We start from the raw sequence: 22,287 nt of genomic DNA on the forward strand, positions 1-22,287 counted from the left end.
TTTTTATTCCTTTAAACTAATCGCAAAAGATCCATCCGTTTCTTGAACAGAAGCGAAAGCAACGTTTTTAATATTTGTAATTCCTTTTTCTTTTAATTCTTTATATAACCATTTTTCATCTTTATGGATTAACTTTAAGTTATCGTATTGAATTTGTGAATCGACGATAAGTGCAATTGGTAATCCAGCATACTTAACATCTATGTTTAAATCTTTTGGAGTTAATGGTACAAGTTCTCTTTTTGGTAAAATACTAATAGCTCCGTTCGCTTCTAAAATGGCGTATTCAATTTCATGAACACTCGGATATCCTGCAACGCGAAGATTAGAAAGTAGTTCGGCAATGGGATATCTACTTTTTTGTAAGTTCTCAAAAATAATATCACCATGTTTAATTAAAATGATAGGGTGTCCGAGAATAAAACGATTTAGTTTGTTGAATAGGCTTAATTTTGTAAGGAGTAAATGTAAACATGTAATAACAACCATACCGAGAAATGCTTGTAAAGCACCAGAGACGGGTATGGCCTGGAAAGCTAAATAAGATAAAAAGATTATAGCCCCAAAATCATGAGGAGTTAGTTGTGCTAACGCGGATTTACCGAGTAACTTAAGCGATAGTAAAAATAAGATGAAAAAGAACGACACGTTACATAAAAAGAGAAGCAATAGAGACACTCCTTGGTGTAAAGTTGTACTTACTATTCCCGAAAGTAATATAAATATTACCTTTCAGAGGATAATTTAGGGTTTATTGGAATTTGTCTGTATACAAACAAATAAATGGATATTATCATGAAGGAAGTAAAAGAAAATAGGAGTATATGAGTATGAGAAAGAAGAAAATAATAAAGTGTATTTTAGTTGTTATAATGATTTGCGCCGTATATGCGGGGTTTTTACAATATCACATTTATAAGCATGGACATATGAATGCAAGTGAAGATGCTGAGTACATAATTGTACTAGGATCGAAAGTAAATGGAACGAAACCATCTTATTCATTGCAATATCGTATTGATAAAGCAGCTGAATATTTAAAATCACATGAGAAAACAATCGCTATCGTATCTGGAGGACAAGGAAAAGGTGAAGACATTTCAGAAGCATTAGCAATGAAACAAGGACTAATAAAACAAAACATCGCAGAAGACCGTATTATAATGGAGGACAAATCTACGAGTACAGATGAGAATATTACATTCTCAAAACCGTTAATTCCAGCCGATATGAAAAAAGGTATGATCGTAACAAACGATTTTCATATGTTTAGAGCGAAAAAAATAGCTGCCAAACAAGGTTTACAATTAGAAGGTCTTCCGGCAAAAACACCGAGACCAATCATCATTCCATCGAATGTACGAGAATATTTAGCCATTACACAGTATTGGTTTATGAATCGAATATAGTGAAAGTGATCCCGTCTGAAACTTCAGACGGGATTTAATTTGAGGAAAATCTTACAAATATGTCACGTTAGTGAAAGGTAAAGCGATAGTTTCTAGAATGATTTCCTGACATAATGAAAGTAACAAAAACTATTTAGAGGTGAATCGGATGAAAGGAAATAATATTTTATCTTCGTTATGTTACTTTAGTATCTTTTTTGCACCATTTTTACTACCAATTATCGTGTACTTTGTTGCAGAAGATGAAGTGAAGTATCACGCGAAAAAAGCATTTTGGTCACATGTTTTCCCATACGCAATCTTATTTGGAGGACTAGCAGTATCAGGAATGTACGGTTTAGGTTTCAATCAATCTGACGGTGCTGGAATTGGAATGATTATCACATATACAGTGTTCATTCTTGTAGGAATTTACTACTTCATTTGGAATATCGTAAAAGGTATTAAAGTCTTGAAAACGGCGTAATAAGACAAGAAAAAATTTCATTTAAATTACCGTTAATATAATTTCATTTACCGTATTCATAGACGTTTTAAAAAAAGAGCAATTCAAAAAGAATTGCTCTTTTTGTGCTTATAAGTTGTGAATATTGAAAAAGATGTGTTAATTTTTCATTATGAAGAGAAAAAGGAGTGATTTTCATGAATGAGATAATACATAAGATAGAGCAACACGTTTCAGTTCGTAAATATAAAGAAGAATCAATTCCGAAAGATGTAGTAGAAAAAATGGTGCACGCTGCACAGCATGCGGCTTCATCACATTTTGTACAGGCGTATTCTGTCATATATGTAACAAATCAGGAATTAAAGGCTAAATTAGCAGAGTTATCCGGAAATCGCCATGTGAAAGACTGCGCAGCATTCTTTGTTTGTTGTGCAGATTTAAAACGACTTGAAATTGCATGTGAAAAACATGGTACAGAGATAAAGCATGAAGGGGTGGAAGACTTTATCGTTGCGACGGTAGATGCTTCACTTTTTGCGCAAAACTTAGCGTTAGCAGCAGAGTCATTAGGATACGGTATTTGTTATATTGGTGGTATTCGTAATAATCCGAGAGAAGTGAGCGAATTGCTTCATTTACCAGATAAAGTATATCCTGTATTCGGAATGACAGTCGGTGTACCAGATGAAGAACATGGAGTTAAACCACGCTTACCGGTAGCAGCGGTTCTTCATGAAAATGGATATGATGAAAAGAAATATGATGAATTATTAAATGAATATGATGAAACGATGAACTCGTATTACAAAGAAAGATCATCAAACAAGAAAAGCGTAACATGGACGGAATCAATGAGTTCGTTTATGTCTAAAGAAAAAAGAATGCATATGAAAGAGTTTTTAAGTGAAAAAGGATTAAATAAGAAGTGAGTAAAGAGGCAAACCTGTGATGCGGGTTTGCCTTTTTTGAAAGGAGAAATACCTAAGATCAGAAAGTTGTCTATTCTTTCTGATCTTAGGTATTTCGTTTGTTATCATATATATAGAAATAAAAGTTAATAAATTTTTACAAAAGTGATAGAAAATGAGAATGAAATACCAATAGTAAGTAAAGGCAGCTGCTAAAGGGGAACTGAGGAAGGAAGATGCATATGATTTTCGATTCTGAAGAGGATTTAATTATAGCTATGAAAAAACATGATCAAGATGCTTTGAAAGAAGTGATTGATCAATATGGAAAATTAATTTTGTACATTAGTCATAAATCATTAAGTACCCCTACTGAAAAACAATATGTGGATGATTGTTATAACGATGTATTTACTGTTATTTGGTTTAATATCGACCAATTTGATACAGAAAAGGGAAACTTAAAATCTTGGATGATTGGTATTACTAAATTGAAGGCATTGGAATATAAAAAGAAAGTATATAAAGAGAATAAAATCGATAAGGACGTAGAAATAGATACAAGTGTCCATGATAGGTATGAAATAGAACAAGAAGAAGAGATTATGAAAATTGTTCAAGATTTAAATAAGAAAGATCGATATATCTTTTTAAAGAGGTATATTGATGGATATTCCATTGACGATATTGCAAAAGAATTAAAAGTAACGGCAGATTATATATACAATCGAATTTCTCGTGGGAAGAAAAAACTTCAAAAACTGTGGAAAGGGAGTGTGTAATATGGATAAAAGATTATTATCGATGTTAAATGAGCTCCAATATTCAGAGGAAGAAATTACACGTTTAGAGAAAGAAGCAAATGAGTCTATCAATATAGATAAGTATTATGTGAAAAACGGGGAGTTATTGAAGAAATTAACGGTACAAATGTTGGAAAAATCAGTTCGGAAAGAGTTGCAAGAAGGAGAGGAAATACAATGTGAAATATTAGTGGAAGAAGGAAGTCTTGTAAATTCTAAAGTTATACCTAATATATTAACCACAGGTGCTACATTTTATTATTACATTGTTTTAACTAATACAAGGTTACAAATTATAGCGTTAGATTGTTATTTTAAAAAGTTAAATGAATACAGTGTATTAGTAAACTCAATTCAAGCAGTTTCGCAACATAAAAAAATGAAAAATGTATATGGAATTAAAATAAATAACAATTATATACAATTAGGAAGTAAAGAGTATAATCAAGAATTAACAGTTTTAATTGGAAGGCTAAAACAATGTGGAGTGAAAGAAGAGAGATATAAAGATTTCGAAAAAAGTTGGATGATTTTTTTCAATGTGTTTGTAATAGCGATAGCTGGGCTTCTAGTTTTAAAATATTTAATGTGAAAATAAAAAGCGGCATAATAGCCGCTTTTTATCGTTTGGTTAGTATTTTATTTATGATTTTGTATTTTGAAAAACTTACTTATAATAAATGCAAACTTTCAATAAGAAGATACATACCCGTGCAACTTAAAAGGATGTACGTAAATATTTTGAAAATTCGTTTATTAAGCCGTTTGAAAATAATTTGCCCTATATACAAACCTAGAAATACGATTGGAATAGCGTAAAAACTTGATTCCCAAATTGTTTTGTTTGTGTCAGTAAAGAGTATTTGAGTTAGTAGGCTAATGAAATATATAAATAGATAAAAAGCTAAAGTAGTTGCTCTCAATTTCTCTTTTTTCGTATCAGTTCCTGTAAAGTAAAGTAACAGGGGTGGTCCTGGCATACCGATACTTGTCGTTAAAAGACCGGATAATCCGCCCACTAAGAAATCTCTAGATTTTGTTGATTTAATCTTAAAGTTGCATATTAGCATCAACGTTAATAGTAAAAGCAGGATGCTAATTGCTAATTTAAAAGTGTTGATGTTAATGGAAGTGAAAATGAAAATGCCAAAAGGAACACCAACTATACTTCCGAAAATTAATCTTTTCAGTAGTATAAAATCAATATCTATTCTTATTTTCCAAATGAGTGATATGGAAATAATTAATGATAAAATGATATTTATTTGTATAGCTTCTTGTGGTAGAAATAACATGAGTAAGAAAGGTGTTGCCATAATAGAAAAGCCAAAACCTGTACTTGTTTGTAAAATAGAAGCTACTAATATAATACATATGAAAATGAATATAATTTCCAAAATAGCCCCCCTACATAATCAAATTTAATAAATATTTTAACATAAAGTGAAACTTTAATCAGTGGGAGGCTTACTGCACGGCAAATAGCCGCTTTTTATGTTGCATTTAATATTCTAATGATGATTCTGTAGTTTTAAAGTATTTTTCTCGTGAAGGAGTCATTACCCGGATTGCTAATAAACAGGAAAGGAAAAGAATGAGTAACGAGCTACTTATTACAGTAAATTGAACGGAAAGAAATTGTGCGGATGCCCCAATTGCTAAAACAAAAAAGATTTGGATGAAATTTTTTATGGAATCAAACACGCTATCGATACGTCCTATCATATATATAGGGATGTTATTTTGATAAAATGTTATAAAGCCAGTACCAGCAAATGATGAAGAAATACCAAGTAAAATGAAACCACCTGCTGCGACTATAAATGAATTTGAAAAGGCGAAAATTATATAGCCTATTGCTGTGAAAATCATACCTAATCCGATACAATGTTGAATTGGTAATCGTTTGGCAAAGAGAGAGACGAGAAATGAACCGGAAACGTAAGCAGCGCCAGTTATACTAACAAGCATACTGTATTCTATATCGGTTAAAAACAGTACTTGCCTCGTAAAAACAACTTCTTGTGAATCGAGTGCCATAGAAACAAGCATAGTCGCTTGAAATAAAACGAATATGAGAATAATGTACGTTTCTGTTCGAGCGAACGAAAAAACTTGTTTCCAATCACTTCGTAATGTTTGTACAAAAGTATTTGCAACTTCTTCGTTTTGCTTTGTTTGTAATGTAATGTTTGGCAAGAAGTAAATGAGAATGGTAGAAAGTAGAAATGAAAGTGAGTTGCAGTAAATAACAAAGGCTGCTGAGTACGTGGTGAGAAGTATTCCAGCAAGAGCTGGACCGATAATAAAAGCCCCGTTTGTACATAGGCTATTCCATGCATTAAATTGAGCGCGCTCTTCAGCTCGTATGAGCATTGTTTTATAAGTAAATGAAGCTGGATCGAAAAATGATGTAGCGATGCGAGTTAAAAAGATGAACATATAAATGGCCCAAATAGAATCAAATAATGGAATACAGCCAATGAGAGCTGCTCGAATTATATCTGTGATGAGCATAATGGACCGTTTGTTTAATCGATCTACTATACTACCAGACCATATTTTTGTAACAACAGTGGCGATTGGACCAACAATCCATAATCCTGCTACAGCAGCAGGTGAGTTTGTGCTATTTAACACCATTAAGTTTAGAGCGATGAGATACATAAAATCACCTAAACGAGAAATTCCTGTTCCCGACAATAATAATAATTTATTTTTCATGAATAAATGGTCCTTTCTTTCATTGTTTTTTAATCCTGCAGGAAATAGCGTATTCCTCTTCAGAGTTTGATTGACGAGCGGTTTTGTTTTCCCAGCGTAATAAAACTTGTGTAATCTCCCAAGTAAGCTGTTGTAATTCCTCTGGAGTTAAAAATAAATGAGATACAATATGACTACCTGTATTCGTTCCTTCTGTGCCGCTTTCTTCAATATAGAAATGAGCAGCTTTTGCTTTATAATATTTTTCAATAATCCCTCGTTTTTCCTTCGTTTCTACTAATTCAAGCAACCCTCCATCATATAAAATTTGAACGTGATAATGTACGCTTCCAGCAGATTTATTTAGTTTAGTAGCAACTTGTTTTGCAGTAAGTGCTTCATCTTTTAAAAGGTGAAGAATTTGAATGCGAGTTGCATTGGAAATGAGCTTCTGCTGCTCAGCTGAAATAGTAAGTCTATCGTCAAACATTATGGCACCCCTTTTCTTATAATCTAAATTTATTGTACATTCTAAAAAATTAGAACATAAGGAAAATAAATCGTCTTTTTCCTCTGTATTTCGACATAAATAAAAATAGCATGTTTATAAACATGCTATTAAGTAGAAGGAGATTCTTCATTAAATTCCCCGCGATAAAATAAAAACAGCCATATAAAACTTACAAAAATACAACATATAGCTAATAAACTGCCAATCATTTGAGGAGAAAGAATTTCTAACAGCCCTCCTGTAAAAAACATCGATAACTGAATAAGAGATCCGTAAATAGAATAATGGAATGAAAAAACTTTACCTATCATATTTTCGTGTGTGTAAGTTTGAAGTAATGTCGTATCAAGTGGAACGATGATTCCTCCTGCTATACGCATACAGAATAAAGTAATGATACCGATAATAAGTTGATCGGATAGAATGAATCCGAGAAAGAAAATTCCTTGTAATAAGTAGGCCCAACCGAATACTTTTTTCATTTTTTCTTTATTATGGGATATATAAAGATTAACGAGAAGGCTTCCTATCATAAGTCCAGCCCCTTGAACCGTATATAAAATCCCAATGTTCGTATGGAAAATTTTTCCGGCATAGATCGTTAGAAGTAGTTGATAAGCGCCTCCAATAATCCCCCATGAAATGCCGACAAGAATTAATGTTAAAATGATTTTTGTTTGTAATATGTATGTATAACCACCTTTTATATCAGTGAAAAATGCATTGTTCTTGTTACAAGTATCATGAGCAGGAATACTCATATTATAAATAAAATAGGCTGAAAGAAAGTATGATAGGCTATTTACTAAAAAAGCGAACTCAATATGTAAAGATTGTGCAATTACTCCGCCCAAAGAGGCCCCCATAATAGACATAAAACCATTAATTGTACTAGAAAGAGAGTTAGCAGTTACGAAATGATTTTGGTGTACGATATTTTTTAGGGTTGCTTGTTTAGCCGGTTCAAATAAACAAGCAAGTACAGATAAACATATATTAGCAATGAAAATAATCTCAATTTTATAGCCTGCGAGTAAGTATGTAAGGACTAGAATTCCCCGTGTAATATCGGTAAAAATCATAATATTCTTTTTAGAGAAACGATCTACAATTCCGCCTATGAATGGACTAAGAAGAAGCTGTGGTAAACCTTTACTTATAAAAGTAAGTGCGATTATAAACGGCGATTCCGTTATGCTGTAGACAAATGTTAATAAAGCTACCGTATGGAACCAATCCCCAAGTACACTTAATGTTTGCCCATAAAATAGTTTATTGAAGTTTTTATTTGTTTTAAGAAGTGTGGAATAAGAAACGGACATAAATAGATTATTCCTTATGTAATGACGATGTTTGAATTTGTTCTTTCCACTCACTCAAATACACTTTTTCCGCTGTAGGAAGTCCAACAGGTAATTGTGCAATCAATTCTAAACTATTTCCATCAGGGTCGTTAAAGTATACGGCTGCATGTGCTAATTCCGGAAAAACAATCGGTTCAATTGGTTCCATTCCAAAGTCTTTTCGTGCTGAAATTCCTTTTTGATTTAGCCAATGAATCGCATTTTCTAAATCATGTAAACTTACTTGAAAGGCGATATGTCGTAAAGAGGGGTGATAATTCACTTTGTATTCTGTGCCTTCCCAAAGGCCGAGCCAACTCTCATTTTCTTTAATCCAAAAGAAAGCAATATTATCTCCTCTTTTATATAATTTTAGCCCTAGTGATTCATAGAAAGGTATTGATACTTTTAAGTTGCGGACAGGTAAATGTGCTTCGTAAAGACCTCTAATCATTGTAATCCCCCTTAGTAAAAATGTTTCTTATTCCATAGTAAACAATATGTTGCTAGTTGAAATCGCAAATAAGAGGGATATAAATTCATACGAAAGTATGAAAAAAACAGCTCAAATATGAGCTGTTTTTCTATAGTTTTTAGTTCATTTGTCAAGGATAGGATATATTAATATCCGTATCCGCCGCCACCCCAACAGCTACATCCGATGATGATTAGAAGGATGAATAGTACGATAAGCAAAGCAAATCCACCGCCGAAACCAGCGCAACTTCCACCATAACTCATATGTTTTCCTCCTTTTTAGTAAGTTAATCTATATGGTTCATGGACTACTATATACAGTATGTTTTTTGTATAGAAAACGAGCCAGTCTCATTTATAATTAGACAAATGCCTGTAGATTCATTAGGATTGTATGTTAGTGATTTGTAAATAAACCTTTACATGATTCGTAATTTAGGCATAAAAAATAAAAAATTGTAAAAAAAACCATTTTTTTATTTTTTTATGAGAGAATATGTACTATAATTTTACAAGTAATATTATGGGAAAAGGGAGTTTTAGTATAGAGATGGAGATGGGACAATTACAAAATAAAATAGAAAACAAAAAGAAAGAATTAATTCAACTTGTTGCGAGACACGGATTGGATCATGATAAAGTTTTGTTATTTAGTCGTGATTTAGATATACTAATTAATAAGTTTATGAATATAAAAGACAAAGTGCATAAATAAAAAATTTATAGTTTTTTATATTAAGATGTTTCACAGAAAGGAGAGGACAGTAATTGGAACATTTACAGGAAGAATTGTATAAACAAATAAAAGAAGAAAAAGGTACAGTTACAATTTTCTTAAAGAGTGGCGTTAGAATAGTAGGAGAAGTTGTTGGAGTAGATAAATTTACAGTTTTAATTTTAGTGGATGGAAAACAACAGCTTATTTATAAGCAGGCTATATCAACAATAATGAAATAAGACACTCTTGTTGAGTGTCTTATTTCATTATTGCTTGCATGCCCCAACATCAATGCCGGCAGCAATTAACTTCTTTTCTCCATCTTGTTCAATAATTTTTTGTAATTTAGATAGGAAAGAATCAAAGTTTGTATGCTTTGCTACTTGGAATGTCATTTTATGTTCAATTGGTAGCCACGTATCAATATCAGCTTCGTTATGCTGGATTTTCACCTCAAGTTTATCGAGTGCATTAGCAACTTTTGCTTCGTACGTTTCTTTTGCTTCAAACTCCATCCATAAGTCATATAATTCCTCACCGAGAGAACCTGTTAACGTTTGTTTAATATTTAAAATAGCTTCTAGTTCATTTTTTTGTTTTTGTAGCTGTAATTCGTGACTATTCATCGTATCAAATGCAGGGATATCACCAGCTTCGGCTTCGACTAGGTCGTGAATAATAACCATTTTAAGTAATTTCTCAATATTTACTTTTTGATCCAAATAAGGTTCAACTAAAATGGCCATTAGAGACATACGCCATGTATGTTCGGCAACACTTTCTTGACGCCCGTTGGAAAGCCAGCTATGTCGCATTTCATATTTTAGTTTTTCTGCTAATGCAATGACTTGTAAAATGTTGTGTTCCATCGTGAGCCTCCTCATGTTTTTATACCATAATTCTAATATAGAAATGAAATGTGTCAATTTCATGAGTATATTGCGATAAACAGATGATAAGCGTATAATACATGTTATATGTGAAAACGTATTATTAAAATAAAAAAATGTTATATGAAAATGGAAAGGAAAGGGCAGAAATATGGGAGAAAAAAATCAAGTATTAGCTAGACCACAAAGAAGAAAAAGGAAGTTTGATATTTCTAGCCCAGTGGGCATTATAGTAGGTTTCATCATAGTGATAGCGGCGATTATGCTTGGCGGCGGTGGAATAAAAGCTTTCAAAAACTTTTTAGATATTTCATCTATTTTAATTGTCATAGGGGGAACAACAGCGACAATTGTTGTGGCATATCGATTTGGAGAAATAAAAAAATATACGAAAAGTATTTTCACTGTTTTACATAGAAGAGAAGAAGATTTAGAACAGTTAACGAATTTGTTTGTTGATTTTTCGAAAAAGTCTAAAAAGAACGGCTTGCTTTCTTTAGAGGTTGATGGAGAGCAAGTAGACAATCCTTTTATTCAAAAAGGAATTCGATTAATGTTAAGCGGTTACGATGAAGATGAATTAAAAGAAGTGTTATTGAAAGATATTGAAACGGAAGTGTATGAGTTAAGAAAAGGAGCGGCATTATTAGATAAAATTGGTGATTTTGCTCCAGCTTGGGGAATGATTGGTACGTTAATCGGTCTTATCATTATGCTCCAAAACTTACAAGATACATCGCAAATTGGTACAGGGATGGCAGTTGCGATGTTAACGACATTATATGGGTCTGTACTTGCGAATATGATTGCAATCCCTCTGTCGGAAAAAGTATACCGTGGTATTGAAGATTTATATACAGAGAAGAAGTTTGTAATAGAAGCAATTTCAGAATTGTATCGCGGACAAATCCCTTCTAAATTAAAGTTGAAACTGGATACATACGTATACGAAACAAAGGTAAAAAAGGTAAAAGGAGCAGCCTAATATTTCAAGGAGTGGTATGATGAGTAAAGGACCGCAAAAGGGATCGCCTCGTTGGATGACGACTTTTACAGATTTAACGATGTTATTATTAACTTTCTTCGTATTACTAGTTGCTACATCAAAGCAAGATGCAGTAAAATTGTCAAAGATGCTTGAAAAGTTTAGTGATACGGGGCAAGTAGATGCAAAAGTAATGGAAAATACAATACCAGATATTTCACATGAAAAAAATGATGAAAAAATGATCTCAAAAAAGAGAATGGATGAATTATATAAGAAGTTGAAAGCGTATGTAGATAATAACGGTATTAGTCAAGTGAATGTATATCGAGAGGATACAGGGGTAAGCGTCGTTATAGTAGATAATTTAATATTTGATACAGGCGATGCGAACGTTAAGCCCGAAGCGAAAGGGATAATAAGTCAATTAGTTGGATTTTTTCAATCCGTACCTAACCCAATTGTTGTAGAGGGACATACAGATAGTAGACCTATTCATAACGAGAAATTCCCTTCTAATTGGGAGTTATCTTCAGCACGAGCGGCAAATATGATTCACCATTTAATTGAAGTGTATAATGTGGATGATAAAAGGCTAGCTGCAGTAGGATATGCAGACACAAAGCCAATTGTACCAAATGATTCACCGCAAAACTGGGAAAAAAACCGTCGCGTTGTTATTTATATAAAAGAGTAGTATATTATTATTTTAATAATAAAATAATAAAAATACGAAAATTCTTTTAAAAAAATATTAAATTTTATCATTTTATTTTGTATAATGAGTGAGAATGATAAGGTGAAATATTAAGATATATTTATACATAGAAGGAGAGAATTAAAAAGAATGGCACATAAAATTTTAGTAGTAGACGATGCGATGTTTATGCGAACGATGATTAAAAACTTATTAAAAAGTAATGCTGAATTTGAAGTTATCGGCGAAGCAGAGAATGGGGTAGAAGCAATTCAAAAGTATAAAGAACTTCAACCTGATATTGTAACATTAGATATTACTATGCCAGAAATGGACGGGCTTGAAGCATTAAAAGAAATTATTAAAATTGATTCAAGTGCAAAGGTTGTTATTTGTTCTGCAATGGGACAACAAGGTATGGTATTAGATGCAATTAAGGGCGGGGCAAAAGACTTTATTGTAAAGCCATTCCAAGCGGATCGTGTAATTGAAGCTTTAACAAAAGTAGCAAATAGTTAATATAGAAGGGGTGCCACAAGGAATCAAAACAGTGATAGCGGATCGACGTGTGGCCCCCTTTTTTCTCATTGTAAAACACTAAATTGTTATACATAAATGAAATGTTTGTTAGACAGGTAGGGGATAAAAATGCAAACAGATCTATTAAATATATTTTTCGAAGAGTCAGAAGAACATTTACAGTCGCTAAATGAAAATGTGCTAGTGTTAGAACAAAATCCTGCTGATATGGATGTTGTAGGAGAAATATTCCGATCCGCTCATACATTCAAAGGTATGTCTGCGAGCATGGAATTTACGGAAATGGCTGATTTAACGCATAAGATGGAAAATGTGTTAGATGAAATTCGTCATGGAAATATAGTTGTAAATGCGGATATTATTGATGTGATTTTTGAGTGCATTGATAATTTGGAGAAGATGGTTGCAGATGTGCAACAAGGTGGAATGGGCAATATTGATGTAGCCTCAACTAAACAGAAATTAGAAGCATTATTGAACGGTAATGTAGAAACTCCTACGGAACATATAGAGCAAAATCATATAGACACCGATGATGGAGTTTCGCATGAAGTGCATATAACAGTTGAACAGCAAGCGATTTTAAAAGCAGTACGTGCCATTATGTGTATTGAAGCATTGCAAAATGTAGGGAATATACAAAAAACAGCTCCGAGTATTGAAGAAATTGAAGCAGATGCTTTCGGATTTGAATTTACAGTATTTATGGATACGGATTGTAGTATAGAAGAGTTGAAACAAGTAGTACTTCATGTTTCTGAAATTGAGAAAGTGGAAGTAAAGCAAGGAGAACCTATATCGAAGGAAGTAGCTTCTAAAAAAGTCGTGACACAAGAAGTTGTGCAAGTAGAAGAAAAGCTACAACCTGCTGTGGTTACGCAAGTAAAATCACCGATAGAGGCAACGAATCAACCTTCAAGTACTATGCCAGCTAAAAGTACTACAAAAACGAAAAATGCTAAAGTGGAGAATCGTTCAATTCGTGTTCAATTAGAGAAAATCGAAAGATTAATGAATATGTTTGAAGAAAGTGTAATTGAACGTGGGCGCATTGATGAATTGGCTCAAATAATTCAAAACAAGGAGCTAATTGAACATTTAAATCGATTAGGCGATATTTCAAAAGATATTCAAAATGTACTATTAAATATGCGTATGGTGCCGATTGAAACTGTGTTCAATCGTTTCCCACGTATGGTACGTATGTTAGCGAAAGATTTAGGGAAAAAAATCGATTTACAAATTACAGGTGAAGATACTGAAGTAGATAAAATTGTTATTGATGAAATCGGTGATCCGCTCGTTCATTTAATTCGAAATGCAATCGATCATGGTGTTGAAACTGTAGAAAAACGACGTGATGCAGGTAAAAATGAGACAGGTACTATTAAATTAGAAGCCTTTCATAGTGGAAATCATGTCGTTATTCAAATTACGGATGATGGAAACGGTATTAATAAAGGGAAAGTATTAGAAAAAGCGATTAAAAATGGCGTTGTAACTGAAGCAGATGCAAATAGATTAACAGATCGTGAAGTGTTTGATCTTATTTTCCAACCAGGATTTAGTACAGCTGAAGTTGTATCAGATCTTTCTGGACGCGGTGTCGGATTAGATGTTGTAAAACATACGATTCATAGTTTAGGTGGACATTTAATCATTGATTCTGAGGAAGGAAAGGGAAGTACATTTAGAATTGAACTTCCGTTAACGTTGTCTATTATTCAATCTATGCTTGTTCAAACGAATGATAAGCGTTATGCTTTACCTCTTGGAAATATCGTTGAAGCAATTCGAATTAAGAGAGAAGACATCCAATCCTTACAAGGAAAAGATGTGTTAAATTATCGTAATCAAATTATTGAAGTGAAACATTTAAGTACTGTATTTGGTGAAAAAACAGTAGATGAGGCGTTTGCGTCATATGATGGTCAAATGGTTCCTGTGTTAATTGTTCGTAATACACATCGCAGCTATGGACTTATTGTAAACACAATTATCGGTCAAAGAGAAATAGTCTTAAAGTCATTAGGTGACTTCTTTGCAGAGAGTTCTAACTATTTCTCTGGTGCGACGATTCTCGGTGATGGACGAGTGGTCCTCATTTTAAACCCAGAAGGTTTATAATAGGAATGAAGGAAAGCTCCCCACTTGTATACAATTGGGGAGCTTTTTGGCTAATCGTTACTAATTTAATAATGGGAATACATACATATTAACGTTTTATATAATAAGTTTGCTAAAATCAAATGAGAGTTTATATTATTTGATAGAAAAACAGAAATGAGGAGGCAGGGAAAATGCCTGAGCAACACACAAAAGGGGATACGAGCACGATTGTGCTAGAAAAAGAAAATGAGCATTTAACGCCTCAAGAATGCGATATTCTTGGCGAAATTGCAAATATATCATTTGGTTCAGCTTCGACTGTATTATCAACGATTTTAAATAGGCAAGTAAGCATTACTGCTCCTCGCATAGAGTTGGTAGATTTATATGATTCAAGAGATGTCGAAGTTCCACATGTTGTATTAAACATTCATTTTACAAAAGGATTAGATATGGAAAACCTTCTTGTTCTTAAACAAGATGTTGCATTGTCCATTGCTGATTTAATGATGATGGGAACAGGTGAAGTGGAGGATGGAAAAGAACTTGGTGAATTAGAACTAAGTGCTGTACAAGAAGCGATGAATCAAATGATGGGATTCGCAGCTACATCTATGTCGGAATTCTTCCAAGATACAGTAGATATGTCTCCGCCGACGATTAATGTTGTAAAGTTATCAGAAGAAATGGAGAAAATCTCTGAAATCGATGGGAATCATACGATTGTTAAAGTGTCGTTTGATTTAAAGATAGATAATCTTGTAAACTCTAAACTTGTACAAATTGTTTCAGTTGAGCATGCGAAACAAATGGTAAATAAATTAATGCAATTATCTGGTGGAGTAGAAGAAAAAGACGAGCCAGCAGAAGTAGTGGAAACTGAGATTGTAGAAGAAGTTGAAAAAGAGCATTTAACACAAGAAGAGAAAGATGTGCTTGGTGAAATTGCAAATATTTCAATTGGTTCCGCTTCAACAGTATTGTCAACGCTTTTAAATCAGCCAGTTACAATTAGTACACCAAATGTGGAAGCAATCAATGTTCGTCATTATGATGGAGTACCAGTGCCATTTGTTATTTTAAATGTTGACTTTGTTGAAGGGCTAAAGAATGAGAATGTATTCGTATTTACGAAAGATGTCGCCTTAACAATGGTAGATTTAATGATGATGGGAACAGGTGAAGTTGATCCGGAAAAAGAGCTTACTGAATTAGAACTGAGCGGTATTAAAGAAATAATGAACCAAATGATGGGTCACGCTGCTACGGCGATGTCAGAAATGTTCCAAGAAAAAATGGACATGACGCCGCCAAATGTTAAATTTGTAACGTTAAAAGAAGAAATGGAGTATTTGGGAGAGTCAATGGAAGTGGACGAACTCGTTCAAATTACGTTCAATCTTGAAATTGGTGATCTGCTTCAATCGAAAATGTATCAAATTTTGCCAATTTCTGAAGCGAAAGAAATGGTAAGGCGACTTCTGTATCCAATGGTGGAAGAAGAAGAGATTGCCACAGAAGAAATTGAAGAAGAAAAAATTGTAGAACCAGTTGTGCAACCTATTGAATTTAAAGAAGTAAAACAAATGGAACCAGTATATATGGACACGTCCATTCTACAAAATGTAGAAATGAACGTGAAATTTGTATTTGGAAGTACAGTGAAAACGATTCAAGATATATTAAGTTTACAAGAAAATGAAGCAGTTGTACTAGATGAGGATATTGATGAACCAATTCGTATTTATGTAAATGATGTATTAGTGGCGTATGGTGAACTTGTAAATGTAGATGGATTTTTCGGAGTAAAAGTGACTAAATCACTATAAGGCATTGAAATAGGAGTTTGAACTAGTAGATGAAAAACGTAAAGTTTGTTCTAATGAGTTGGCTATGCATACATGTGTGCTTGTTCTTCCCCTTGCAAAGTCAGGCTGAGGAACAAATTGAGCCAGATCAAAAAATAAATGAAGTGAATGTACAAGAAGAAAATAAGGAATCTCAAGAACCGCCAGAGCAAGTGGAAACGAAACAAGATGAAGAGAAACAAAAAGAAGCAGAACAACAAGAAGTAGCAAATAAACAATTGAGTGAAAGAAAGATAGAAACAGAACAGGGAATTATTACAGTAAATAAGCTGGAGCTTAAAGTTGGCGAAGAGGTGCGAATTGCTGTAGAACCAAATGGGAAAAACATTCAAAGTATGAAAGGTATATTGCAGTTACAAAAAAATGGCGAGCAATATGCGCAAGAAAGAATGTTATCTTTTGAGTATGATGAAGAAACGAAGAGCTGGGTTGCTAACTATAAAGCAGGGGATTTTGATTTGCAAGGTGATTGGAATCTTCAGCTCGTTCAAAGTTACAAAGAGAATGAGAAAGAAGAGCTCATAAAAAATGAAGTGAAAGTCCCGCTCATTCGTATTAAAAATGAAACGCCAACTATAGATAAAGAATTGCCAAAGTTACAGAAAGTTACTATTGATGAAGTAAAAGAGAACTTAGTTGAACGAAAACAGGGAGATTCTATACATATACGAGTAAAAGCGTCAGATATAGAATCGGTTGTAAAAGAAGTGCGCGTTACATTAAAAGGGAAAGAAAATAAAGAGCTTTCCTTTTTATTAGACTACAACAAGCATGATATGGATTGGCAAAAAGTATTTGAAATAACAGAAGCATTGCCGGCTGGGCCATACGAATTACTTGTAGAGATAATAGATGCAGCAGGTAATAAACTTGTTGAGGAAAGTGAATATACCATTTCTGTTTTGGTGCCAAAAAACGAAGATGATAAAAAGATAGAAGAGAAAGAAAAAGAAGAAAAATTAGATAATAAACTAGAAAATGAATTAGAAGATAAGAAAGAAAATGAGAAACAAGAAGATTCGAAAGTCAAAAACCCGCTTCCAGAAGAAAATTTGCCAGTTGTTCAAATTCCGAAGCAAGATGAGATAGTAAATAAGTTTATAAAAGAACCGTTGAAAGAGAAAGAGGAATTTACTTACGTTATAAAAGAGCCGTTCGAAGACAACAAGGAAGTACATAAGGGGAAGGACCAAAAAGAGAAAAATAACAAACAAGTTGCCTCTAAAAAGAAAGAACAAAAAGAAGAACCGAAAGACAAGAAAGAAGAAAAAGGTGAACAGGGAGTACAAGCTTCGGATGTATTTACTATCATGTCAGGTTTGTTCGTACTGTTTTTAGTTTTAAAGAGTAATAAAGAATGGGGCTAATTATTTCATAGTAGTGGAGGCGCTTAAATGGAGATTAAACGTACGACAATTGAAGATAAGACGCTACAACCATTAAAACAGCCTGCAGCTATTTCGGAACATGAAATCCAGAAAGAACGAAAGCGTAGCAATTTAGTGTTTACTGGACAGTCTAAAATTATTTCGAAAAATAATGAGATAGGTATTTTACTTGCAAGTTTAAGTGATGGAAAGATTATGAAGGAAATGCTTTCTAAAGAGATGGATACAGTGTTACAACTTTTTAAAAAGTTACATACGTTATCTGAAGAAGGAAAGCAATCAGAAAAAGTGTTTGAACAAGTAATTAGAAGCCTGCAAGGACTTATTAAGCAGGCGCATATAAAAGAACTTCCTTTGTTAGATGGAACATATGATTTCGCTGAAGTGCAACTATCATTTGGTAGAAAAGTACATATTCCTTTACTAGATGTAAGTGCACTCATCTCTAGAGTGGAAAGTGATTCTTCAGAAGGAAATATAAATTTGATGGTAACGGTTATTACTGCTTATATAACGAAATTGTCTAACGAAACGATTTTAATTAGCGTTACAGACCGCATTGCTAAAGATCGGGATGTAAGTGTATGGAGAGCGCTTGCGGAAATGAACATGACACAATTATCACAGGCATTGAAACAAACGATGCAAGAACATAAATGGTCTATGACGTTTCTTTTTCTCTTCATATGGATTGTCGGTATTATTTTAATTCGAGTTATGTAAAAAGGTCGTCACTCCATTGTGACGACCTCTTTTATATTTTTTCGTAGAAGAATGTATCAAATCGCTGAAGATTGTAACGTTCGGGTGTTAAAATTTGTTCCGTACTACCAACAAATAGTACACCGCCTTTTCGTAAAGAACGACTAAATTTTTCGTAAAGTTTTATTCTTGCTTCTTCTGTGAAATATATCATTACATTACGACAAATAATCAAATCATAATTTGTATCGAATGACTGCATTAAAAGGTCATGTTGTTTAAACGAGACGTTTTGTTTAATGTTTTGATGCAATGAATATAGAGCATTCTCTTTTGTGAAATGACGTTCTTTCAAATCAGTAGGTAATTCCTTTAACGAACGTTCCGTATATTGAGCGCGTTTTGCGGTTTCTAAAATATGAAAATCAAGATCTGTTGCTTGAATTTCAAAACGAAATGGAGCTAGATACTTTGATAAAATTAAAGAGAGTGTATATGGTTCTTCACCAGCAGCGCAAGCGGCACTCCATACCTTTAATTTTCCGCTATTTTGTTCGAGTAATTTTGGTAGTGCTTTCGACTCTAAAGTTTGCCATCGTTCTTTATTTCTAAAAAACTCTGAAACGTTAATTGTAATATAGTCAATAAAATTTAAAAATAAATTTTGATCAGCGCGTAATTTGTTTAAAAAATTAGTGTAGTTTTCGAAGCCTTTTCTCGAAATGAAAGCATCGATTCTACGGCGCATTCTATCTTGTTTATATGAAGCGATGTCCATATTGAATTGTTGTTTAAAACTCGCGATAAAATGATCATAATCTTGTTCAATTATCATATTTACAATGGGCACAATAATGGTATTGTGCCTCCCCCTTTACATCATACGAATTTTTTGTTCAAAGCTTTTTTTCATTTGCTTTTCATGTAATCCTGGTAAATCATAAATGACAGCATCAATACCTGCTTCTTTTGCAACATCGACAGGGATGACAGATGTATGTTTGTCCCCATTATAAAAACAGAGAACTAAATCAGTGTCTTCAATAATTTGTTTAACAAAAAACATATAATCTGATCGGTAAATGGAGTCAGAAGGATGATCAAAAGCAACATATTCGGCTCCGTGTTTTTTTAAGTAATCAACGACTTCTTGAAATTCATCTGTAATTGCTTGCAATGGTTGCAGCGTGTAAAGGCATAAATTTTGAGCGAGTCTTTCATTCTCAACGAAAAAACGAAGAACCTCATTTTCAATAGATTTATAACATAATATGTAAATTTTATGTTTGTGAGCATAGTCAGTTAAAAATTTTTTAATTTCTTCTTGATCTAATGCTGTTAATTGATTTGAACCACAAAGGAAAATATTCATAGAATTGTGCCACCTCATGCTAAATTGTAACATATCTTTTATAAAAAATAACTGCAAAATATTACTGTTCAGAGTATAATTATAAATAACTGGATTTTACGATTAAGTTTAGGAAGAAATAAAAAAATAAATAGGTGATATATATGCTACGTTCTATCTCGCATAATCCAATTTTATCGCATATACCGCCTGCTACTCAAATGCCGAAAGAAGCAAATGTCAGGACAGGACTTGCATTTTCGGATAATTTGCATGCAGATCCGAAAAAAGATAAATTACTAGAACAAATGGAAGCGTTTGTCGATAATATTGGAGAAATTAAAGAGAAAATTGAAATGGAATTAACGCTTGATAATGTAATGGAATACAAAAATACAGTAAAATCATTTTTGAATTTTTACGTGGATAATGTATTGCAGTATAAAGATGTCATGTCTCGTCACCCGCGTTACGGATATTCACAGAAAATGACGATTGTGAAACAGGCAGAAATGGGATTGAATGAATTAGAAGATGTTATGAATTTAATTAATACGAAAACAGGACATTTAGAAATGTTAAATCAAATTGGAGAAATCCATGGTTTAATTGTGAATTTAGTCTTGTAAAAGGAAGGAAGCTATATGTACATACAATTATATGAAAAACTCGTTATTATTCAAAAAGCGTATGAAAATATTCAAGCGCTTGGAGAGCAAATATATGAGAATTTAAAAAATAAAAATGTAAATGCAGTTCAAAAATTGCAAGTAGAGCAATTGCAGTACATTGATGGCTTAAAAGGGTTATCAAGCTCATTTGAAGAAATGGTTGTTCAGTTCTGTAAAGAACAAGGAGTTGAATCGTTTCGTGTAAGTGCGTTATTTTCGTATTTTTCTCAAGAAGAAATTGAAAAAATGAAAGAATTACAAAAAAACGTAACTGAATTAGAAGAGAATGTAAAAATGATTCTTTTGAAAAATCAATATTACTTAAACGTACTATTAAAAACTACAGAAAGTATTGTGGATTCTGTTTCTGAATATAACTTAGAGCGAAACAATAATTCGCAAATCTTTATGAACGAACTATTGTAAAGGAGAAGTGAAGCTTTATGAGATTATCTGATTATAATACACCGCTATCGGGTATGTTAGCGGCTCAAATGGGGTTACAAACAACAAAACAAAACTTGTCTAACATTCATACACCGGGGTATGTTCGTCAAATGGTGAATTACGGATCTGCTGGAGGGAGTAAAGGGTATGCACCAGAACAAAGAATAGGGTATGGTGTACAAACATTAGGTGTTGATCGTATTACAGATGAAGTGAAGACAAAGCAATATAATGATCAAATGTCACAGTTCTCTTACTATGCATATATGAATTCTACTTTGTCGCGAGTAGAGTCTATGGTAGGAACGACAGGTAAAAATTCATTATCTAGTTTAATGGATGGGTTTTTCAATGCTTTTCGTGAAGTTGCAAAAAATCCGGAGCAATCAAATTACTACGATACATTAATTGCTGAAACGGGGAAGTTTACAAGTCAAGTAAGTCGTCTTGCGAAAAACTTGGATACAGTGGAAGCACAGACGACAGAAGATATTGAAGCGCATGTTAATGAATTTAATCGACTTGCTGCTAGTTTAGCAGAAGCGAACAAGAAAATTGGACAAGCTGGTACACAAGTACCAAATCAACTATTAGATGAACGTGATCGTATTATGACAGAAATGTCTAAGTATGCAGATATAGAAGTATCGTATGAAGCTACAAATCCTAATATTGCAAGTGTTAGGATGAATGGTGTTTTAACTGTAAATGGTCAAGATACATACCCACTTCAATTACAGAAGGATAAAAAGCCAATGTCTGTACAAATATCTGGAACAGATATCCCATTAAGTGGTGGAACAATTTTATCGGCAATTGATACGAAAGCAAAGATTACAAATTATAAAGATAATCTGAATGAGTTTGTAAATTCGTTAAAAAAACAAGTGAATAATACTATGAAGAAAGAGCTTTTTGTAGGAGAAGATGCGAAGAAGCTTGAATTGAATCCTGATTTTATAAAAGATATTTCAAAAATGAAAATTTCGGCTGAAACTGCCAACAACCTTGCGGCTATTACAGATAAAGGCTATAAGGATGGACTTACATATAAGCAAGCCTTAGATCAATTTTTAGTTGGTGTAGCCTCTGATAAAAGTTCAGTAAATGCATATCAAAATATTCATAAGGATTTATTAGAAGGTATCCAGCAAGAAAAGATGAGCATCGAGGGCGTAAATATGGAAGAAGAAATGGTTAATTTAATGGCCTTCCAGAAATACTTCGTGGCGAATTCTAAAGCTATAACTACTATGAATGAAGTGTTTGATAGTTTGTTTTCGATTATTAGATAAGGAGTAGTCATGTATAGTTGGTAA

Annotated in this window: 27 protein-coding genes; 17 read left to right on the forward strand and 10 right to left on the reverse strand. The window is 33.0% G+C overall.

Annotation, left to right across the window (positions count from 1 at the left end; all coding sequences use genetic code 11):
• Window positions 1–3 precede the first annotated feature (3 nt).
• The gene (locus tag QCI81_RS22310) at window positions 4–669 is read right to left on the reverse strand and encodes a DUF421 domain-containing protein (RefSeq protein ID WP_000923922.1); all 666 of its coding nucleotides are present in this window, start codon (window positions 667–669) and stop codon (window positions 4–6) included.
• Between the two features lie 161 nt (window positions 670–830).
• On the opposite strand from QCI81_RS22310, the gene QCI81_RS22315 reads away from it, so the two are divergent.
• The 5 genes from QCI81_RS22315 to QCI81_RS22335 all read left to right on the forward strand — a co-directional run bounded on the left by QCI81_RS22315 (window position 831) and on the right by QCI81_RS22335 (window position 4,160).
• Window positions 831–1,409, forward strand: coding sequence for a YdcF family protein (locus QCI81_RS22315; RefSeq protein WP_001227658.1), 579 nt, complete (start codon window positions 831–833; stop codon window positions 1,407–1,409).
• Window positions 1,410–1,557: 148 nt separating this feature from the next.
• On the forward strand, window positions 1,558–1,875 hold the full coding sequence (locus QCI81_RS22320; protein ID WP_063546959.1) for a magnetosome magnetite crystal formation protein family: 318 nt from the start codon (window positions 1,558–1,560) through the stop codon (window positions 1,873–1,875).
• A 176-nt stretch (window positions 1,876–2,051) separates the two neighbouring features.
• Window positions 2,052–2,786 carry an oxygen-insensitive NADPH nitroreductase gene (gene nfsA / locus QCI81_RS22325; RefSeq protein ID WP_001002379.1) on the forward strand — a complete coding sequence of 245 codons (735 nt, stop codon included), beginning with the start codon at window positions 2,052–2,054 and terminating at the stop codon, window positions 2,784–2,786.
• Window positions 2,787–3,001: 215 nt separating this feature from the next.
• A complete protein-coding gene (locus QCI81_RS22330) occupies window positions 3,002–3,547 on the forward strand; it encodes a sigma-70 family RNA polymerase sigma factor (protein WP_063546960.1) in 546 nt (181 codons plus the stop codon).
• A 1-nt stretch (window position 3,548) separates the two neighbouring features.
• A complete protein-coding gene (locus QCI81_RS22335; RefSeq protein ID WP_063546961.1) occupies window positions 3,549–4,160 on the forward strand; it encodes a hypothetical protein in 612 nt (203 codons plus the stop codon).
• A gap of 79 nt (window positions 4,161–4,239) precedes the next feature.
• Here the strand turns inward: QCI81_RS22335 and QCI81_RS22340 are convergent, their stop codons facing one another.
• The 6 genes from QCI81_RS22340 to QCI81_RS22365 form a co-directional block, all read right to left on the reverse strand.
• Window positions 4,240–4,965 (reverse strand): sulfite exporter TauE/SafE family protein, encoded by a 726-nt coding sequence (locus QCI81_RS22340; RefSeq protein WP_071730820.1) that lies wholly within the window; start codon window positions 4,963–4,965, stop codon window positions 4,240–4,242.
• A gap of 106 nt (window positions 4,966–5,071) precedes the next feature.
• Entirely contained in the window at window positions 5,072–6,292 is a 1,221-nt protein-coding gene (locus QCI81_RS22345) for an MFS transporter (protein ID WP_071730822.1), read from the reverse strand.
• Window positions 6,293–6,311: 19 nt separating this feature from the next.
• Entirely contained in the window at window positions 6,312–6,761 is a 450-nt protein-coding gene (locus QCI81_RS22350) for an ArsR/SmtB family transcription factor (protein ID WP_000459089.1), read from the reverse strand.
• A gap of 128 nt (window positions 6,762–6,889) precedes the next feature.
• Window positions 6,890–8,104, reverse strand: a complete 1,215-nt coding sequence (locus tag QCI81_RS22355) for an MFS transporter (RefSeq protein WP_000117054.1) — start codon at window positions 8,102–8,104, stop codon at window positions 6,890–6,892.
• Window positions 8,105–8,111: 7 nt separating this feature from the next.
• A complete protein-coding gene (locus QCI81_RS22360; RefSeq protein WP_033696135.1) occupies window positions 8,112–8,579 on the reverse strand; it encodes a VOC family protein in 468 nt (155 codons plus the stop codon).
• A gap of 167 nt (window positions 8,580–8,746) precedes the next feature.
• Window positions 8,747–8,866 (reverse strand): YjcZ family sporulation protein, encoded by a 120-nt coding sequence (locus tag QCI81_RS22365; protein ID WP_000120179.1) that lies wholly within the window; start codon window positions 8,864–8,866, stop codon window positions 8,747–8,749.
• 232 nt (window positions 8,867–9,098) lie between these two features.
• Between QCI81_RS22365 and QCI81_RS22370 the strand changes: the two genes are divergently transcribed.
• Window positions 9,099–9,317 carry an aspartyl-phosphate phosphatase Spo0E family protein gene (locus tag QCI81_RS22370; RefSeq protein ID WP_000291691.1) on the forward strand — a complete coding sequence of 73 codons (219 nt, stop codon included), beginning with the start codon at window positions 9,099–9,101 and terminating at the stop codon, window positions 9,315–9,317.
• Window positions 9,318–9,370: 53 nt separating this feature from the next.
• Window positions 9,371–9,559 carry an RNA chaperone Hfq gene (hfq, locus tag QCI81_RS22375; RefSeq protein ID WP_000400665.1) on the forward strand — a complete coding sequence of 63 codons (189 nt, stop codon included), beginning with the start codon at window positions 9,371–9,373 and terminating at the stop codon, window positions 9,557–9,559.
• Between the two features lie 27 nt (window positions 9,560–9,586).
• On the opposite strand, the gene QCI81_RS22380 is transcribed toward hfq, so the two are convergent.
• On the reverse strand, window positions 9,587–10,189 hold the full coding sequence (locus QCI81_RS22380; RefSeq protein ID WP_000400767.1) for an HD domain-containing protein: 603 nt from the start codon (window positions 10,187–10,189) through the stop codon (window positions 9,587–9,589).
• A gap of 172 nt (window positions 10,190–10,361) precedes the next feature.
• Here QCI81_RS22380 and QCI81_RS22385 point away from each other — a divergent pair, with 172 nt between their 5' ends.
• From QCI81_RS22385 to QCI81_RS22415, 7 genes are all read left to right on the forward strand, one after another.
• On the forward strand, window positions 10,362–11,195 hold the full coding sequence (locus tag QCI81_RS22385; protein ID WP_000504188.1) for a MotA/TolQ/ExbB proton channel family protein: 834 nt from the start codon (window positions 10,362–10,364) through the stop codon (window positions 11,193–11,195).
• 19 nt (window positions 11,196–11,214) lie between these two features.
• On the forward strand, window positions 11,215–11,892 hold the full coding sequence (locus tag QCI81_RS22390; protein WP_000033627.1) for an OmpA family protein: 678 nt from the start codon (window positions 11,215–11,217) through the stop codon (window positions 11,890–11,892).
• A 150-nt stretch (window positions 11,893–12,042) separates the two neighbouring features.
• Entirely contained in the window at window positions 12,043–12,411 is a 369-nt protein-coding gene (locus QCI81_RS22395) for a response regulator (protein ID WP_000940568.1), read from the forward strand.
• A gap of 129 nt (window positions 12,412–12,540) precedes the next feature.
• The gene (locus tag QCI81_RS22400; RefSeq protein WP_001192617.1) at window positions 12,541–14,559 is read left to right on the forward strand and encodes a chemotaxis protein CheA; all 2,019 of its coding nucleotides are present in this window, start codon (window positions 12,541–12,543) and stop codon (window positions 14,557–14,559) included.
• A gap of 173 nt (window positions 14,560–14,732) precedes the next feature.
• Window positions 14,733–16,370 (forward strand): flagellar motor switch protein, encoded by a 1,638-nt coding sequence (locus QCI81_RS22405; RefSeq protein WP_001115016.1) that lies wholly within the window; start codon window positions 14,733–14,735, stop codon window positions 16,368–16,370.
• Window positions 16,371–16,399: 29 nt separating this feature from the next.
• On the forward strand, window positions 16,400–17,776 hold the full coding sequence (locus tag QCI81_RS22410) for a transglycosylase (RefSeq protein ID WP_071730826.1): 1,377 nt from the start codon (window positions 16,400–16,402) through the stop codon (window positions 17,774–17,776).
• Window positions 17,777–17,803: 27 nt separating this feature from the next.
• Window positions 17,804–18,520, forward strand: coding sequence for a hypothetical protein (locus QCI81_RS22415; RefSeq protein ID WP_000403962.1), 717 nt, complete (start codon window positions 17,804–17,806; stop codon window positions 18,518–18,520).
• A gap of 31 nt (window positions 18,521–18,551) precedes the next feature.
• Here the strand turns inward: QCI81_RS22415 and QCI81_RS22420 are convergent, their stop codons facing one another.
• Window positions 18,552–19,334: a CheR family methyltransferase gene (locus QCI81_RS22420; RefSeq protein WP_071730828.1), complete on the reverse strand. Its 783-nt coding sequence runs from the start codon at window positions 19,332–19,334 to the stop codon at window positions 18,552–18,554.
• 39 nt (window positions 19,335–19,373) lie between these two features.
• Window positions 19,374–19,871, reverse strand: a complete 498-nt coding sequence (locus tag QCI81_RS22425) for a flagellar motor switch protein FliG (RefSeq protein WP_001020110.1) — start codon at window positions 19,869–19,871, stop codon at window positions 19,374–19,376.
• A gap of 143 nt (window positions 19,872–20,014) precedes the next feature.
• On the opposite strand from QCI81_RS22425, the gene QCI81_RS22430 reads away from it, so the two are divergent.
• From QCI81_RS22430 to flgK, 3 genes are read left to right on the forward strand one after another with little or no spacing between them, the layout of a single operon-like run.
• Complete coding sequence (locus QCI81_RS22430) at window positions 20,015–20,479, forward strand: YaaR family protein (RefSeq protein ID WP_000946323.1); 465 nt, start codon at window positions 20,015–20,017, stop codon at window positions 20,477–20,479.
• A 15-nt stretch (window positions 20,480–20,494) separates the two neighbouring features.
• Window positions 20,495–20,947 carry a hypothetical protein gene (locus QCI81_RS22435; protein WP_000275879.1) on the forward strand — a complete coding sequence of 151 codons (453 nt, stop codon included), beginning with the start codon at window positions 20,495–20,497 and terminating at the stop codon, window positions 20,945–20,947.
• Between the two features lie 17 nt (window positions 20,948–20,964).
• Window positions 20,965–22,263, forward strand: a complete 1,299-nt coding sequence (gene flgK / locus QCI81_RS22440) for a flagellar hook-associated protein FlgK (protein WP_016109692.1) — start codon at window positions 20,965–20,967, stop codon at window positions 22,261–22,263.
• Window positions 22,264–22,287 lie beyond the last annotated feature (24 nt).

The sequence above is a fragment of the Bacillus cereus group sp. MG20 genome (assembly GCF_040459885.1).
Lineage (GTDB): Bacteria > Bacillota > Bacilli > Bacillales > Bacillaceae_G > Bacillus_A > Bacillus_A cereus.